This window comes from Aeromonas sp. QDB54 (assembly GCF_027707385.1).
Classification (GTDB): Bacteria; Pseudomonadota; Gammaproteobacteria; order Enterobacterales; family Aeromonadaceae; genus Aeromonas; species Aeromonas hydrophila.
In genome coordinates this window covers 116,574-128,981 of record NZ_JAPCIT010000016.1, presented here as the reverse complement: position 1 = coordinate 128,981, position 12,408 = coordinate 116,574, and the positions used below count along the sequence as shown (strand labels likewise).

At 52.8% G+C, this 12,408-nt stretch carries 24 protein-coding genes; all 24 read right to left on the bottom strand.

Going from position 1 to position 12,408, the window contains the following annotated elements; genetic code table 11:
* Nucleotides 1-688 precede the first annotated feature (688 nt).
* Nucleotides 689-1,072 carry a 50S ribosomal protein L17 gene (gene rplQ, locus PG881_RS16365; protein WP_005307999.1) on the bottom strand — a complete coding sequence of 128 codons (384 nt, stop codon included), beginning with the start codon at nucleotides 1,070-1,072 and terminating at the stop codon, nucleotides 689-691.
* 43 nt (nucleotides 1,073-1,115) lie between these two features.
* A complete protein-coding gene (locus PG881_RS16360) occupies nucleotides 1,116-2,105 on the bottom strand; it encodes a DNA-directed RNA polymerase subunit alpha (protein WP_005307997.1) in 990 nt (329 codons plus the stop codon).
* A gap of 25 nt (nucleotides 2,106-2,130) precedes the next feature.
* The gene (gene rpsD, locus PG881_RS16355) at nucleotides 2,131-2,751 is read right to left on the bottom strand and encodes a 30S ribosomal protein S4 (RefSeq protein WP_011704319.1); all 621 of its coding nucleotides are present in this window, start codon (nucleotides 2,749-2,751) and stop codon (nucleotides 2,131-2,133) included.
* 39 nt (nucleotides 2,752-2,790) lie between these two features.
* The gene (gene rpsK, locus PG881_RS16350; RefSeq protein ID WP_005319702.1) at nucleotides 2,791-3,180 is read right to left on the bottom strand and encodes a 30S ribosomal protein S11; all 390 of its coding nucleotides are present in this window, start codon (nucleotides 3,178-3,180) and stop codon (nucleotides 2,791-2,793) included.
* A gap of 14 nt (nucleotides 3,181-3,194) precedes the next feature.
* The gene (gene rpsM, locus PG881_RS16345) at nucleotides 3,195-3,551 is read right to left on the bottom strand and encodes a 30S ribosomal protein S13 (RefSeq protein ID WP_005307991.1); all 357 of its coding nucleotides are present in this window, start codon (nucleotides 3,549-3,551) and stop codon (nucleotides 3,195-3,197) included.
* 139 nt (nucleotides 3,552-3,690) lie between these two features.
* Entirely contained in the window at nucleotides 3,691-3,804 is a 114-nt protein-coding gene (rpmJ, locus tag PG881_RS16340) for a 50S ribosomal protein L36 (RefSeq protein ID WP_005319705.1), read from the bottom strand.
* Between the two features lie 27 nt (nucleotides 3,805-3,831).
* Entirely contained in the window at nucleotides 3,832-5,160 is a 1,329-nt protein-coding gene (gene secY / locus PG881_RS16335; RefSeq protein WP_010672567.1) for a preprotein translocase subunit SecY, read from the bottom strand.
* 8 nt (nucleotides 5,161-5,168) lie between these two features.
* Complete coding sequence (rplO, locus tag PG881_RS16330) at nucleotides 5,169-5,606, bottom strand: 50S ribosomal protein L15 (RefSeq protein ID WP_005307987.1); 438 nt, start codon at nucleotides 5,604-5,606, stop codon at nucleotides 5,169-5,171.
* A 2-nt stretch (nucleotides 5,607-5,608) separates the two neighbouring features.
* Complete coding sequence (gene rpmD / locus PG881_RS16325) at nucleotides 5,609-5,788, bottom strand: 50S ribosomal protein L30 (RefSeq protein WP_005307985.1); 180 nt, start codon at nucleotides 5,786-5,788, stop codon at nucleotides 5,609-5,611.
* Between the two features lie 6 nt (nucleotides 5,789-5,794).
* Entirely contained in the window at nucleotides 5,795-6,295 is a 501-nt protein-coding gene (rpsE, locus tag PG881_RS16320; RefSeq protein ID WP_270801366.1) for a 30S ribosomal protein S5, read from the bottom strand.
* 14 nt (nucleotides 6,296-6,309) lie between these two features.
* A complete protein-coding gene (gene rplR, locus PG881_RS16315; protein WP_011704317.1) occupies nucleotides 6,310-6,663 on the bottom strand; it encodes a 50S ribosomal protein L18 in 354 nt (117 codons plus the stop codon).
* A 9-nt stretch (nucleotides 6,664-6,672) separates the two neighbouring features.
* Nucleotides 6,673-7,206, bottom strand: a complete 534-nt coding sequence (rplF, locus tag PG881_RS16310; RefSeq protein WP_005307981.1) for a 50S ribosomal protein L6 — start codon at nucleotides 7,204-7,206, stop codon at nucleotides 6,673-6,675.
* Nucleotides 7,207-7,219: 13 nt separating this feature from the next.
* Nucleotides 7,220-7,612 carry a 30S ribosomal protein S8 gene (gene rpsH, locus PG881_RS16305; RefSeq protein WP_011704316.1) on the bottom strand — a complete coding sequence of 131 codons (393 nt, stop codon included), beginning with the start codon at nucleotides 7,610-7,612 and terminating at the stop codon, nucleotides 7,220-7,222.
* A 21-nt stretch (nucleotides 7,613-7,633) separates the two neighbouring features.
* Entirely contained in the window at nucleotides 7,634-7,939 is a 306-nt protein-coding gene (rpsN, locus tag PG881_RS16300) for a 30S ribosomal protein S14 (RefSeq protein ID WP_011704315.1), read from the bottom strand.
* A gap of 10 nt (nucleotides 7,940-7,949) precedes the next feature.
* Complete coding sequence (gene rplE / locus PG881_RS16295; protein WP_005331162.1) at nucleotides 7,950-8,489, bottom strand: 50S ribosomal protein L5; 540 nt, start codon at nucleotides 8,487-8,489, stop codon at nucleotides 7,950-7,952.
* Nucleotides 8,490-8,502: 13 nt separating this feature from the next.
* Entirely contained in the window at nucleotides 8,503-8,820 is a 318-nt protein-coding gene (rplX, locus tag PG881_RS16290; RefSeq protein ID WP_005307977.1) for a 50S ribosomal protein L24, read from the bottom strand.
* Nucleotides 8,821-8,831: 11 nt separating this feature from the next.
* On the bottom strand, nucleotides 8,832-9,200 hold the full coding sequence (rplN, locus tag PG881_RS16285; RefSeq protein WP_005307975.1) for a 50S ribosomal protein L14: 369 nt from the start codon (nucleotides 9,198-9,200) through the stop codon (nucleotides 8,832-8,834).
* A 147-nt stretch (nucleotides 9,201-9,347) separates the two neighbouring features.
* A complete protein-coding gene (gene rpsQ, locus PG881_RS16280; RefSeq protein WP_005307966.1) occupies nucleotides 9,348-9,596 on the bottom strand; it encodes a 30S ribosomal protein S17 in 249 nt (82 codons plus the stop codon).
* On the bottom strand, nucleotides 9,596-9,787 hold the full coding sequence (rpmC, locus tag PG881_RS16275; RefSeq protein ID WP_005307965.1) for a 50S ribosomal protein L29: 192 nt from the start codon (nucleotides 9,785-9,787) through the stop codon (nucleotides 9,596-9,598). Before rpmC ends, rpsQ begins: the two co-directional genes overlap by 1 nt.
* Nucleotides 9,787-10,200 carry a 50S ribosomal protein L16 gene (gene rplP, locus PG881_RS16270; protein WP_005307963.1) on the bottom strand — a complete coding sequence of 138 codons (414 nt, stop codon included), beginning with the start codon at nucleotides 10,198-10,200 and terminating at the stop codon, nucleotides 9,787-9,789. The genes rpmC and rplP overlap by 1 nt, the downstream gene beginning before the upstream one ends.
* A gap of 13 nt (nucleotides 10,201-10,213) precedes the next feature.
* A complete protein-coding gene (gene rpsC, locus PG881_RS16265) occupies nucleotides 10,214-10,927 on the bottom strand; it encodes a 30S ribosomal protein S3 (protein WP_005331168.1) in 714 nt (237 codons plus the stop codon).
* Between the two features lie 3 nt (nucleotides 10,928-10,930).
* Nucleotides 10,931-11,275 carry a 50S ribosomal protein L22 gene (rplV, locus tag PG881_RS16260; protein ID WP_011704314.1) on the bottom strand — a complete coding sequence of 115 codons (345 nt, stop codon included), beginning with the start codon at nucleotides 11,273-11,275 and terminating at the stop codon, nucleotides 10,931-10,933.
* A 10-nt stretch (nucleotides 11,276-11,285) separates the two neighbouring features.
* On the bottom strand, nucleotides 11,286-11,564 hold the full coding sequence (gene rpsS / locus PG881_RS16255) for a 30S ribosomal protein S19 (protein WP_005307960.1): 279 nt from the start codon (nucleotides 11,562-11,564) through the stop codon (nucleotides 11,286-11,288).
* 22 nt (nucleotides 11,565-11,586) lie between these two features.
* Nucleotides 11,587-12,408 carry a 50S ribosomal protein L2 gene (gene rplB, locus PG881_RS16250; RefSeq protein WP_005307957.1) on the bottom strand — a complete coding sequence of 274 codons (822 nt, stop codon included), beginning with the start codon at nucleotides 12,406-12,408 and terminating at the stop codon, nucleotides 11,587-11,589.

The following is a 12,408-nucleotide window of genomic DNA, read 5'->3' as shown; positions in this document are numbered from 1 at the left end:
CATTGATATCAAAAATTGTTTTTGATGCTCGATGCTGTGAGTGCCCACACAGATTGCTTGATTCAAATTGTTAAAGAGCGACGCAGCTTTTGGCTGCTGCGGGAGTGGCATTCTACTCAACCGCCTTCTCGAGTCAAGCCTTATTTTCAAAGGCTTTTCGAGGTTATCGACCTGGCTGTTTGCGTTGCCGCTTGCCGTGTCGATGGAGGCGCATTATAGGGAACGGATTCTTTCTGGCAACCCCTCATCGGCAATAAAATTGCAAAAAACTGCACTTTTTTAGTTATTCATATCCAAGCACAGCTTTTATACAAACTTATCCACAGAAACCACCAAATCCAGAGCTAAATTAGCCCTCCTCTGCGAGCAGCTCATACCACCGGCTGGCTTTTTCTGTACCAGGTGAATGGAAGATCATCATTCGATAATAAGGAATACCTACCTATATAAGGAACTACACGATCAAGAGTAAGCAGTCGAGGCAGTTGAGGCAGTTGAGGCAGTTGAGGCAGTTGAGGCAGTTGAGGCAGTTGAGGCAGTTGAGGCAGTTGAGGCAGTTGAGGCAGTTGAGGCAGTTGAGGCAGTTGAGGCAGTTGAGGCAGTTGAGGCAGTTGAGGCAGTTGAGGCAGTTGAGGCAGTATCAGAATCCATTAAAAGAAAAGCCGGGACAAGCCCGGCTTTTTCTTTATCACTCAGCAGCTGCTTCAGCAGCGGCCGGGCGGTCTACCAGCTCAATGTAAGCCATAGGGGCGTTGTCGCCTGCACGGAAACCGCATTTCAGAATGCGAGTATAACCGCCGGCGCGCTCCAGGTAGCGCGGGCCCAGTTCATTGAACAGCTTAGCCACGATCGCGTTATCGCGAGTACGGGCAAATGCCAGGCGACGATTAGCAACGCTATCAGTCTTGGCAAGGGTGATCAGCGGTTCAACTACACGACGCAGCTCTTTTGCCTTAGGCAGAGTCGTCTTGATGATCTCATGACGAACCAGGGAGCTGGCCATGTTGCGGAACATAGCCTGACGATGGCTGCTGTTCCGGTTCAGTTGACGACCACTCAAACGATGGCGCATGACCTTATCCTTCTAACTAAATCTGTGAAACCCGTAATCTGGATTACTCGTCAGCGATGCTGGCGGGCGGCCAATTCTCGAGGCGCATGCCAAGAGACAGACCACGGGAGGCCAACACGTCCTTGATCTCAGTCAGGGACTTCTTACCGAGGTTAGGAGTCTTAAGCAACTCAACTTCGGTACGCTGTACCAGATCACCAATATAGTGGATAGCTTCTGCCTTCAGACAGTTCGCAGAACGAACTGTCAGCTCCAAATCATCGACAGGACGCAGCAGAATCGGATCAAACTCGGGTTTCTCTTCTTTCTTCTCGGGCACGCTGACATCGCGCAGATCCACGAAGGCTTCCAGTTGCTCGGCCAGAATAGTGGCAGAACGACGGATGGCTTCTTCAGGATCCAGAGTACCATTGGTCTCCATGTCGATGACCAGCTTGTCCAAGTCGGTACGCTGCTCCACACGTGCTGCCTCAACGTTGTAGGCAATACGAACGATGGGGCTGAACGCAGAGTCCAACAGCAGGCGACCGATAGGACGCTCTTCATCATCGTTGTGAACACGAGCAGAAGCAGGCACATAACCACGACCGCGCTGAACTTTCAGGCGCATGCTGATTTCAGCATTGGCGCCAGTCAGGTGGCAGATTACGTGCTCCGGGTTTACGATCTCGACTTCATCACCGTGAGTGATATCACCAGCGGTAACGGGGCCTGTTCCAGACTTGGTCAGGGACAGAGTTACCTCGTCCTTGCCTTCCAGCTTCACAGCGATACCTTTCAGGTTGAGCAGGATTTCAAGAATGTCTTCCTGTACACCTTCTTTGCTGCTGTACTCATGCAGTACCCCGTCAATTTCGACTTCAGTAACTGCACAACCGGGCATAGAAGACAGCAAAATACGACGCAGGGCATTACCCAGCGTGTGACCAAAGCCACGCTCAAGTGGCTCGAGAGTCACTTTCGCATGAGTCGGGCTAACTTGCTCGATGTCAACTAGCCGCGGTTTAAGAAAATCTGTTACAGAACCCAGCATTGTGTCCTCTCTTTAGAAGCTAGCTTTACTTGGAGTAAAGCTCGACGATCAGCTGTTCGTTAATGTCGGCAGACAGGTCGGAACGCTCTGGCAGACGCTTGAAAGCACCTTCCATTTTAGCGGCATCAACCTCTACCCAAGTCGGCTTCTCGCGCTGACCAGCAACCTCGAGGGATGCTTTGATACGCGCTTGCTTCTTAGCCTTCTCACGAACGCAGATCACGTCCTCAGGGGAAACCTGGAAAGAAGGAATGTTCACAACGCGACCGTTGACCATGATGGCCTTGTGGCTCACCAGCTGACGAGATTCAGCACGGGTAGCACCGAAGCCCATACGGTAAACAACGTTGTCCAAACGACCTTCCAGCAGCTGCAACAGGTTTTCACCGGTGTTACCCTTTTGACGGGCAGCGTCGCGGTAGTAGTTGCGGAACTGTTTTTCCAATACGCCGTAGATACGACGAACTTTTTGTTTCTCGCGCAGCTGAACACCGTAGTCAGACAGACGCGCTTTACGCGCACCGTGTTGACCAGGAACGGTGTCAATCTTGCACTTAGAATCAATCGCACGAACACCAGACTTCAGGAAGAGGTCGGTGCCCTCACGACGGCTAAGCTTAAGCTTAGGACCGATATATCTTGCCATCTTCTTTCTCCAACAATCCTAGACCAAGTAGCTACAGCGTTACACGCGGCGCTTCTTGGGAGGACGACAACCGTTGTGCGGGATCGGAGTCACATCAGTAATGTTAGTGATGCGGAAACCAGCCGCGTTCAGAGCGCGGATGGAAGACTCACGACCGGGACCCGGACCTTTGACCATGACTTCCAGGTTCTTCACGCCGTATTCTTTGGCGATCTCACCAGCACGCTCAGCAGCTACCTGGGCAGCAAACGGAGTGGACTTACGGGAACCACGGAAACCTGAACCACCAGAGGTGGCCCATGACAGAGCATTGCCCTGACGGTCAGTAATGGTCACGATTGTGTTGTTGAAAGATGCATGAACGTGCGCAATACCGTCGCTCACTTGCTTTTTAACGCGCTTGCGAGCACGAGTCGGAGTTTTAGCCATTTTCTACCTTCCCGTTACTTCTTGATAGCCTTGCGCGGACCCTTACGGGTACGAGCGTTGGTCTTGGTACGTTGACCACGAACAGGCAGGCTACGACGGTGACGCAAACCACGGTAGCAACCCAGATCCATCAATCGCTTGATGTTCATGGAAATCTGACGACGCAGGTCACCTTCAACGGTGAATTTACCTACTTGTTCACGCAGACTCTCGATCTGAGCTTCGTCCAGGTCTTTAATTTTCACATTCTCAGCGATACCGGCTGCGGCACAGATGGCCTTGGAGCGGGTACGACCGACGCCATAAATAGCAGTCAAAGCGATGACTGCATGCTTATGGTCAGGAATGTTAATGCCAGCGATACGGGCCACTATTCACTCCTACATATAGTAGATTACGACCACCACAAAGCCCGTGAGCGGATACGTGGCGGTCAACCAATACACAACAAAAGTTGGCTGGCTATATTAGCCAGCACAACTATTTGTTGCAAGTACTAACCGTAAAAAATTAGCCTTGGCGCTGTTTATGCTTTGGCTCGCTGCAAATCACACGCACCACACCGTGACGCTTGATGATTTTGCAGTTACGGCAGATTGCCTTAACGGAAGCACGAACTTTCATTGCTTAACTCCGTAACTACGCCGACCTTTAGCGGCCGTAGCCCTTCAGGTTGGCCTTCCTCAGGACATCACCATATTGATGAGACATCATATGGGTCTGAACCTGAGCCATGAAGTCCATGATAACTACCACGATAATCAGCAGCGAAGTGCCACCGAAGTAGAACTGTACGTTCCAGGCAGTCATCAAGAACTGGGGTACCAGACAGATAAAGGTTATATAGAGCGCACCTGCCAATGTCAGGCGAGTCATAACCTTATCGATATAACGTGCTGTCTGCTCGCCCGGGCGGATCCCCGGGATAAAGGCTCCACTCTTCTTCAGGTTGTCTGCTGTCTCGCGGGGGTTGAACACCAGCGCGGTATAGAAGAAGCAGAAGAAGATAATGGCTGCTGCATAGAGCATCTCATACAAGGGCTGACCCGGCTGCAGGACCATAGAGACCTGTTGCAGGATGTCAGCGATCTTGCCCTCGCCCTGACCAAACCAAGAAGTAATGGTCCCTGGGAAGAGGATGATGCTGGATGCGAAAATCGCAGGAATCACACCGGCCATGTTCACTTTCAACGGCAGGTGTGTGCTTTGCGCGGCAAATACCTGGCGGCCTTGTTGACGCTTGGCATAGTTAACGACGATACGACGCTGACCACGCTCCACGAACACCACAAAGTAAGTCACTGCGAAAACAATCAAGCCCAGCAACAACAACAGCAGGATGTGCAATTCCCCTTGACGTGCCTGTTCGGCCGTAGCGCCAATGGCATGAGGCAGACCAGCAACGATACCTGTGAAGATAATCAACGAGATACCATTACCAATCCCACGCTCGGTAATCTGCTCACCCAACCACATCAAGAACATGGTACCGGTGACCAGACTCACAACGGCCGTGAAATAGAAGCCCAAACCCGGATGAGTCACGAGTCCTTGCATCATATTCGGCAGACCGGTTGCAATACCAATGGCCTGGAACGTTCCCAAAACCAGCGTGCCCCAACGGGTATATTGGCTAATCTTGCGACGGCCGGATTCACCTTCCTTCTTGAGTTCAGCAAGAGCGGGGTGAACCACAGTCAGCAGCTGGATAATGATCGACGCCGAAATGTACGGCATGATCCCCAGCGCAAGAATAGAAGCACGCGAGAGTGCACCACCACTGAACATGTTGAACATCTCAATGATGGTGCCCTTCTGTTGTTGGAACAACTCGGCCAGTACGGCGGCGTCAATACCAGGAATCGGCACATAAGAGCCTGCACGGAAAACGATAATCGCCCCGAGAACGAAGAGCAGACGGCTCTTCAGTTCACTCAGACCACCCTGTGCTTTAACATCCAATCCTGGTTTCTTAGCCATTGTACTGATTATTCCTCGATTTTACCGCCAGCGGCCTCGATGGCTGCACGTGCACCTTTGGTGACGGACAGACCACGAACGGTCACAGCACGGTCAATGTTGCCAGACAGAACAACTTTAGCGAACACGATGTTTTTAGTAATAACACCGGCTTGCTTCAGAGTGCTCACGTCGACCACATCACCTTCTACCAGGGCGATTTCGTTCAGGCGCACTTCGGCAGAAACCAAAGATTTGCGGGAGAAGAAACCGAACTTCGGCAGACGGATTTTCAAAGGCATCTGGCCGCCTTCGAAACCGTTGCGGACTTTGCCGCCACCGGAACGAGAGGTTTGACCTTTAACACCACGACCACCGGTCTTGCCCAGACCAGAACCGATACCACGGCCCGGACGGTGCTTAACGCGCTTGGAGCCAGCGGCCGGAGACAGAGTATTCAGACGCATGCTTAGCCCTCCACCTTAACCATGTAATAAACCTGGTTGATCATACCGCGTACGCAGGGAGTATCTTCCAGCTCAACGGTGTGACCAATGCGACGCAGACCCAGACCACGCAGAGTCGCCTTGTGCTTTGGCAGACGGCCGATAGAGCTGCGAGTTTGAGTTACTTTTACAGTGTTAGCCATGTCGCATTACCCCAGAATTTCGTCAACGCGCAGACCACGCTTGGCAGCGATCTGGGCCGGGGATTGACCCTGTACCAGAGCGTCGACAGTTGCGCGAACAACGTTGATTGGGTTGGTGGAACCGTAGGTCTTGGCCAGCACGTTGTGGATACCAGCAACTTCCAGAACAGCACGCATGGCGCCGCCTGCAATGATACCAGTACCTTGAGAGGCCGGCTTCATGAACACGGTGGAACCGGAGTGAACACCGCGCACCGGGTGGTGCAGAGTGCCGTTGTTCAGCTCAACCTTGTTCAGGTTACGCTTAGCCTGTTCCATCGCTTTTTGAATAGCGGCCGGAACTTCACGGGCTTTACCGTAACCGTAACCTACACGGCCGTTACCATCACCCACCACGGTCAACGCGGTGAAGGACATGATACGACCACCTTTAACAGTTTTCGAAACACGGTTTACTGCAATCAGCTTTTCTTGCAGTTCGCCGGCTTGAGATTCGACTTTAGCCATCTTCGACTCCTAGCTTAGAACTGAAGACCAGCGTCACGTGCAGCAGCTGCCAGAGCAGCGATGCGACCGTGATACTTGAAACCGGAACGATCGAAAGATACGTTCTGAACGCCTTTGGCAATAGCACGCTCAGCGATTGCTTTACCTACCGCGGTCGCTGCATCAGCGTTACCGGTGTATTTAATAGCTTCACTGATGGCTTTCTCTACTGTGGAAGCAGAGGCCAGAACTTCGGAACCGTTGGCTGCAATAACCTGCGCATAGATATGACGCGGGGTACGGTGAACAACCAGACGGGTAGCTCCCAGTTCCTGCATCTTTTTCCGAGCACGAGTAGCACGACGGAGACGAGCTGCTTTCTTGTCCATAGTGTTACCTTACTTCTTCTTAGCTTCTTTAGTACGCACTTGCTCGTTGGCATAGCGTACACCCTTGCCCTTGTAGGGCTCCGGAGCGCGGTAAGCACGGATATCGGCGGCGACTTGGCCAACCAGCTGCTTGTCGACACCACGCAGAACGATTTCTGTGGCAGTCGGGCACTCAGCGGTCACACCAGCCGGCAGCGCATGCTCTACCGGGTGAGAGAAGCCCAGAGCCAGCGCAACAGCATTGCCCTTGATGGAGGCTTTATAACCTACACCAACCAGCTGCAGCTTGCGCTCGAAGCCTTGGGTAACACCGATTACCATGTTGTTGACCAATGCACGGGCAGTACCGGCCTGAGCGTCAGCACCAGCGATGCCGTCGCGCGGGGCGAACTTCAGTACATTGTCTTCTTTGGTCACTTCTACACCGGCGTGAATAGAGCGAACCAGGGAACCTTTACCACCTTTGATGGACAGTTCCTGGCCGTTCAGAGTCACCTCTACGCCAGCAGGAATAGTGACGGGTGCCTTAGCAACACGAGACATTTCCTACCTCCTATTAAGCGACGTAGCAGATGATCTCACCGCCCATGCTTGCTTTGCGGGCAGCACGGTCAGTCATCACACCTTTAGACGTGGACACGATAGCAACACCGAGACCGCCCATAACTTTCGGCAGATCAGTAGTGCGCTTGTAAATACGCAGGCCGGGACGGCTCACGCGTTGGATCAGTTCTACAACTGGCTTGCCCTGGAAATATTTCAGTTCAATTTCCAGTTCCGGCTTCACGTCACCAGCTACGGAGTAGCCAGTGATGTAACCTTCTTCTTTCAGCACTTTGGCGATAGCCACTTTCAGCTTGGAAGAAGGCATGGAAACCGCAACTTTGCTCGCCGCCTGACCGTTACGGATGCGGGTCAGCATATCCGCGATCGGATCTTGCATGCTCATAAGTCTAACTCCCGAGATTCGTTACCAAGAAGCCTTCTTCAGGCCCGGAATTTCGCCCTTCATGGCATGCTCACGCACCTTGATGCGAGACAGGCCAAACTTGCGCAGGAAACCGTGCGGACGACCAGTAATATTGCAACGGTTACGCTGGCGGGACGGACTGGAATCACGGGGCAGCTGTTGCAGTTGCAGGACAGCATCCCAACGCGCTTCTTCAGAAGCGTTCATATCAACAATGATAGCTTTCAGCTCGGTTCGCTTGGAGGCGAACTTGGCTACCAGCTTCGCACGCTTTGCTTCACGTGCTTTCATGGAAGTTTTAGCCATAACCCTAACCTTACTTGCGGAATGGGAAGTTAAAGGCAGCCAGCAGAGCACGGCCTTCTTCATCGGTATTCGCGGAAGTGGTGATGGTGATATCCAGACCACGGACGCGATCGACCTTGTCATAGTCGATTTCCGGGAAGATGATTTGCTCACGCACGCCCATGGAGTAGTTACCACGACCGTCGAACGCTTTAGCGTTCAGGCCACGGAAGTCACGGATACGCGGTACGGAGATGCAAATCAGCCGTTCCAGGAACTCCCACATACGCTCGCCACGCAGGGTTACTTTACAACCTATCGGGTAGCCTTCACGAATCTTGAAGCCCGCAACAGATTTGCGAGCTTTGGTGATCAGCGGCTTCTGACCGGAAATGGCAGCCATATCGGCAGCAGCATTTTCCAGCAATTTCTTGTCAGAGATCGCTTCACCAACACCCATGTTCAGGGTGATTTTCTCGATCCGAGGGACTTGCATGATAGTCTTGTAACCGAACTGTTTGGACAGTTCATTTACTACATCGGATTTGTAGTAATCATGCAGTTTCGCCATCGTTAAACTCCAATTACTTCACAAGTTCGCCGGTGGATTTGAAGAAACGGACTTTTTTGCCGTCTTCAATCCGGAAACCAACGCGGTCAGCCTTGCCAGTGGCAGAGTTGAACAGCGCTACGTTAGATACATCGATGGGGGCTTCTTTGGTGACGATACCGCCAGCCTGACCCAGTGCGGGTACCGGCTTCTGGTGTTTCTTCACCTGGTTGATGCCTTCCACGATTACCTTACCTTTTGCAATCAGGACTTGAGTGACTTTGCCACGCTTGCCCTTGTCTTTGCCGGTAAGAACAATCACTTCGTCTTCGCGACGGATTTTAGCTGCCATCGTTCGACTCCTTACAGTACTTCGGGTGCCAGGGACACAATCTTCATGAACTTCTCATTACGCAGTTCACGAGTCACCGGGCCAAAAATACGAGTACCGATTGGCTGTTGGTTGTTGTTAAGCAACACAGCCGCATTGTTGTCGAAACGGATGACAGAGCCGTCCGGACGACGAACGCCTTTACGGGTGCGTACGACCACCGCGTTATACACATCACCTTTCTTCACTTTACCGCGAGGAATGGCTTCCTTGATGGAAACCTTGATGATGTCGCCGATGCCGGCGTAACGGCGGTGCGAACCACCCAGAACCTTAATACACATTACACTGCGAGCGCCGGAGTTGTCGGCAACACCCAGCATACTTTGCATCTGGATCATCTTAGTGCTCCGCTTTGTTTACTTCTTATCCCTCTCGGGATCTGGCTGCCTTCAAAAGGCGCGAAACTATAACACAGGATTTTTAGAAAAGGTAGCCTAAAAAACAAACGGCCCCGCTAAGGGGCCGTTTGGACTACAAAGTACCGATTAGGCCTTTTCTACAACGGCAACCAGGGTCCAGGACTTGGTCTTGGACAGCGGGCGGCATTCGCGGATTTCCACGAGGTCGCCAGCTTTGCATTCGTTGTTTTCATCATGTACGTGCAGCTTGGTAGTGCGCTTGATGATCTTACCGTAGATCGGGTGCTTTACCTTGCGCTCGATAGCAACAGTGATGGACTTGTCCATCTTGTCGCTGATTACACGACCTTGCAGAGTACGGATCTTGTCAGTCATTACGCACCTGCCTTCTCAGTCAGTACAGTCTTGATACGTGCGACGTCACGACGCACTTGTTTCAGAGTGTGAGTCTGAGCCAGCTGGCCGGTGGAAGCTTGCATGCGCATGTTGAATTGCTCACGCAGCAGACCCAGCAGCTCCTGGTTCAGTTCTTCGACGCTCTTTTGACGCAGATCTTGGGCTTTCATCACATCACCGTCTTAATTACGAAAGTGGTCTGAACGGACAGCTTAGCTGCGGCCAGGGCAAACGCTTCACGCGCCAGAGCCTCAGGTACACCATCCATCTCGTACAGAACCTTGCCAGGCTGGATCGGGCAAACCCAGTATTCCACGTTACCCTTACCTTTACCCATACGAACTTCGAGGGGCTTTTCGGTGATGGGCTTGTCCGGGAACACACGGATCCAGATCTTGCCTTGACGCTTAACGTGACGGGTCATGGCACGACGGGCTGCTTCGATTTGACGAGCAGTCAGTTGACCACGGGATGTCGCCTTCAGGCCAAAGGTACCGAAGGATACTTCGTTACCAGAGTTGGCCAGACCGCGGTTACGACCCTTGTGGGTCTTGCGGAATTTAGTACGCTTTGGTTGCAACATTTACCGAATCTCCTTACTTAGCAGCGCGGCGCTTGTTGTCACGCTTGGGCTTTGCAGGAGCTTGCTCTTGAGCAGCAGCGGCATTAACAGCAGCCAGACCGCCCAGAACTTCGCCCTTGAAGATCCAAACTTTAACGCCGATCACACCGTAAGTGGTGTGGGCTTCAGAAGTTGCGTAGTCGATGTCGGCACGCAGGGTGTGCAACGGCACACGACCTTCACGGTACCATTCGGTACGCGCGATTTCAGCGCCGCCCAGACGACCGGAAACTTCCACTTTGATGCCCTTGGCACCCAGGCGCATTGCGTTCTGTACGGCGCGCTTCATAGCACGACGGAACATTACACGACGCTCCAGCTGGGAAGTGATGCTGTCGGCAACCAGTTTGCCATCCAGCTCCGGCTTGCGGACTTCGGAAATGTTGATCTGAGCAGGCACGCCAGCAATTGCGGCTACAGCTTTGCGCAGTTTCTCAACGTCTTCGCCTTTCTTACCGATCACAACACCCGGACGAGCGGTGTGAATGGTCACACGGATGCTCTTGGCCGGACGCTCGATGGTGATCTTGGACAAGGACGCGTTTTTCAGTTCCTTGGTCAGGAACTGGCGTACTTGAAAATCGCTGTACAGGTTGTCAGCGAAGTCTTTGGTGTTCGCGAACCAGGTAGAATTCCAAGGCTTGGTAATACCCAGGCGAATGCCATTAGGATGTACTTTCTGACCCATTGCTTATCTCCCAGCCTTAGCGTCGGATACCACTACGGTGATGTGAGCGGTACGCTTGAGGATACGATCCGCACGACCTTTGGCACGCGGACGGATGCGCTTCATGGAGGGACCTTCGTCGACCATGATAGTAGCAACACGCAGCGCGTCGATATCGGCGCCTTCGTTGTGCTCAGCGTTTGCAATGGCAGATTCCAGCACTTTCTTCACCAGAGCTGCAGCCTTTTTCGGGCTGAAGGTCAGGATGTTCAGAGCCTTGTCTACGGACAGACCACGTACTTGATCGGCTACCAGACGAGCTTTCTGGGCAGAAGTACGGGCATAACGGTGTTTAGCGATAGCTTCCATCATTTATCCCTTAGCGCTTCTTAGCCTTCTTATCAGCAGCATGGCCGCGATAAGTACGAGTCGGTGCGAATTCACCCAGTTTGTGACCGATCATTTCTTCGGTAACGAAAACCGGAACGTGCTGACGACCATTATGGACAGCGATGGTCAAACCGATCATGTTCGGGATGATCATTGAACGACGGGACCAGGTCTTAACCGGCTTTTTATCCCCGCTTTCCACCGCTTTCTCTACCTTCTTCAGCAAGTGCAGGTCAATAAATGGACCCTTCTTGAGAGAACGTGGCATGGTGATTCCTCTATGTTAACAATTACTTGTTACGACGACGTACGATGTACTTGTCGGTACGCTTGTTCTTACGGGTCTTGAAGCCTTTAGCCTTCTGGCCCCATGGGGACACAGGCTGCATGCCCTTGTTGCGACCCTCACCACCACCGTGCGGGTGGTCGACCGGGTTCATCGCCATACCGCGAACGGTCGGACGAATACCACGCCAGCGGTTTGCACCGGCTTTACCCAGTTGACGCAGCATGTGCTCGGAGTTACCAACTTCACCGATGGTGGCGCGGCACTCGGCCAGAACTTTACGTACTTCGCCGGAACGCAGACGCAGAGTTACATAGTTACCTTCACGAGCCAGGATCTGGATGAAAGTACCAGCGGAACGAGCCAGCTGGGCACCTTTACCAGGCTTCATCTCAACAGCGTGAACGGTAGAACCGACCGGGATGTTGCGCATCGGCAGGGTGTTACCTACCTTGATTGCGGCATCAGCACCAGAAGCGATTGCATCACCAGCTTTCAGGCCTTTCGGAGCCAGGATGTAACGACGCTCACCGTCTGCATACAGCACCAGGGCGATGTTTGCGGTACGGTTAGGATCGTATTCCAGGCGCTCTACTTTGGCCGGGATACCGTCTTTGTCGCGCTTGAAGTCGACGATACGGTAGTGTTGCTTGTGACCACCGCCGATGTGACGGGTGGTGATGCGGCCGTTGTTGTTACGACCACCGGACTTGTCTTTCTTGTCCAGCAGAGCTGCAAAGGGCTTGCCCTTGTACAGGTCTTGGTTGACGATCTTGACGACGTGGCGGCGGCCCGGAGAAGTAGGCTTGCACTTAACGATTGCCAT

Coding starts and splice junctions, on each gene's coding strand:
- rpsN (WP_011704315.1), bottom strand. CDS start 7,939: ATGGCTAAAACTTCCATGAAAGCACGTGAAGCAAAGCGTGCGAAGCTG.
- rplX (WP_005307977.1), bottom strand. CDS start 8,820: ATGGCAGCTAAAATCCGTCGCGAAGACGAAGTGATTGTTCTTACCGGC.
- PG881_RS16360 (WP_005307997.1), bottom strand. CDS start 2,105: ATGCTGGGTTCTGTAACAGATTTTCTTAAACCGCGGCTAGTTGACATC.
- rplR (WP_011704317.1), bottom strand. CDS start 6,663: ATGGACAAGAAAGCAGCTCGTCTCCGTCGTGCTACTCGTGCTCGGAAA.
- rpsS (WP_005307960.1), bottom strand. CDS start 11,564: ATGCCACGTTCTCTCAAGAAGGGTCCATTTATTGACCTGCACTTGCTG.
- rplO (WP_005307987.1), bottom strand. CDS start 5,606: ATGCGTCTGAATACTCTGTCTCCGGCCGCTGGCTCCAAGCGCGTTAAG.
- rpsK (WP_005319702.1), bottom strand. CDS start 3,180: ATGGCTAAAACTCCGACTCGTGCTCGCAAGCGCGTTAAAAAGCAAGTG.
- rplP (WP_005307963.1), bottom strand. CDS start 10,200: ATGTTGCAACCAAAGCGTACTAAATTCCGCAAGACCCACAAGGGTCGT.
- rplQ (WP_005307999.1), bottom strand. CDS start 1,072: ATGCGCCATCGTTTGAGTGGTCGTCAACTGAACCGGAACAGCAGCCAT.
- secY (WP_010672567.1), bottom strand. CDS start 5,160: ATGGCTAAGAAACCAGGATTGGATGTTAAAGCACAGGGTGGTCTGAGT.
- rpsQ (WP_005307966.1), bottom strand. CDS start 9,596: ATGACTGACAAGATCCGTACTCTGCAAGGTCGTGTAATCAGCGACAAG.
- rplF (WP_005307981.1), bottom strand. CDS start 7,206: ATGTCTCGTGTTGCTAAGGCACCCGTCACTATTCCTGCTGGCGTAGAG.
- rplE (WP_005331162.1), bottom strand. CDS start 8,489: ATGGCGAAACTGCATGATTACTACAAATCCGATGTAGTAAATGAACTG.
- rpsE (WP_270801366.1), bottom strand. CDS start 6,295: ATGGCTAAAGTCGAATCTCAAGCCGGCGAACTGCAAGAAAAGCTGATT.
- rpmC (WP_005307965.1), bottom strand. CDS start 9,787: ATGAAAGCCCAAGATCTGCGTCAAAAGAGCGTCGAAGAACTGAACCAG.
- rplN (WP_005307975.1), bottom strand. CDS start 9,200: ATGATCCAGATGCAAAGTATGCTGGGTGTTGCCGACAACTCCGGCGCT.
- rplB (WP_005307957.1), bottom strand. CDS start 12,408: ATGGCAATCGTTAAGTGCAAGCCTACTTCTCCGGGCCGCCGCCACGTC.
- rpsC (WP_005331168.1), bottom strand. CDS start 10,927: ATGGGTCAGAAAGTACATCCTAATGGCATTCGCCTGGGTATTACCAAG.
- rpmD (WP_005307985.1), bottom strand. CDS start 5,788: ATGGCTAACACTGTAAAAGTAACTCAAACTCGCAGCTCTATCGGCCGT.
- rplV (WP_011704314.1), bottom strand. CDS start 11,275: ATGGAAGCTATCGCTAAACACCGTTATGCCCGTACTTCTGCCCAGAAA.
- rpsH (WP_011704316.1), bottom strand. CDS start 7,612: ATGAGCATGCAAGATCCGATCGCGGATATGCTGACCCGCATCCGTAAC.
- rpsD (WP_011704319.1), bottom strand. CDS start 2,751: ATGGCAAGATATATCGGTCCTAAGCTTAAGCTTAGCCGTCGTGAGGGC.
- rpmJ (WP_005319705.1), bottom strand. CDS start 3,804: ATGAAAGTTCGTGCTTCCGTTAAGGCAATCTGCCGTAACTGCAAAATC.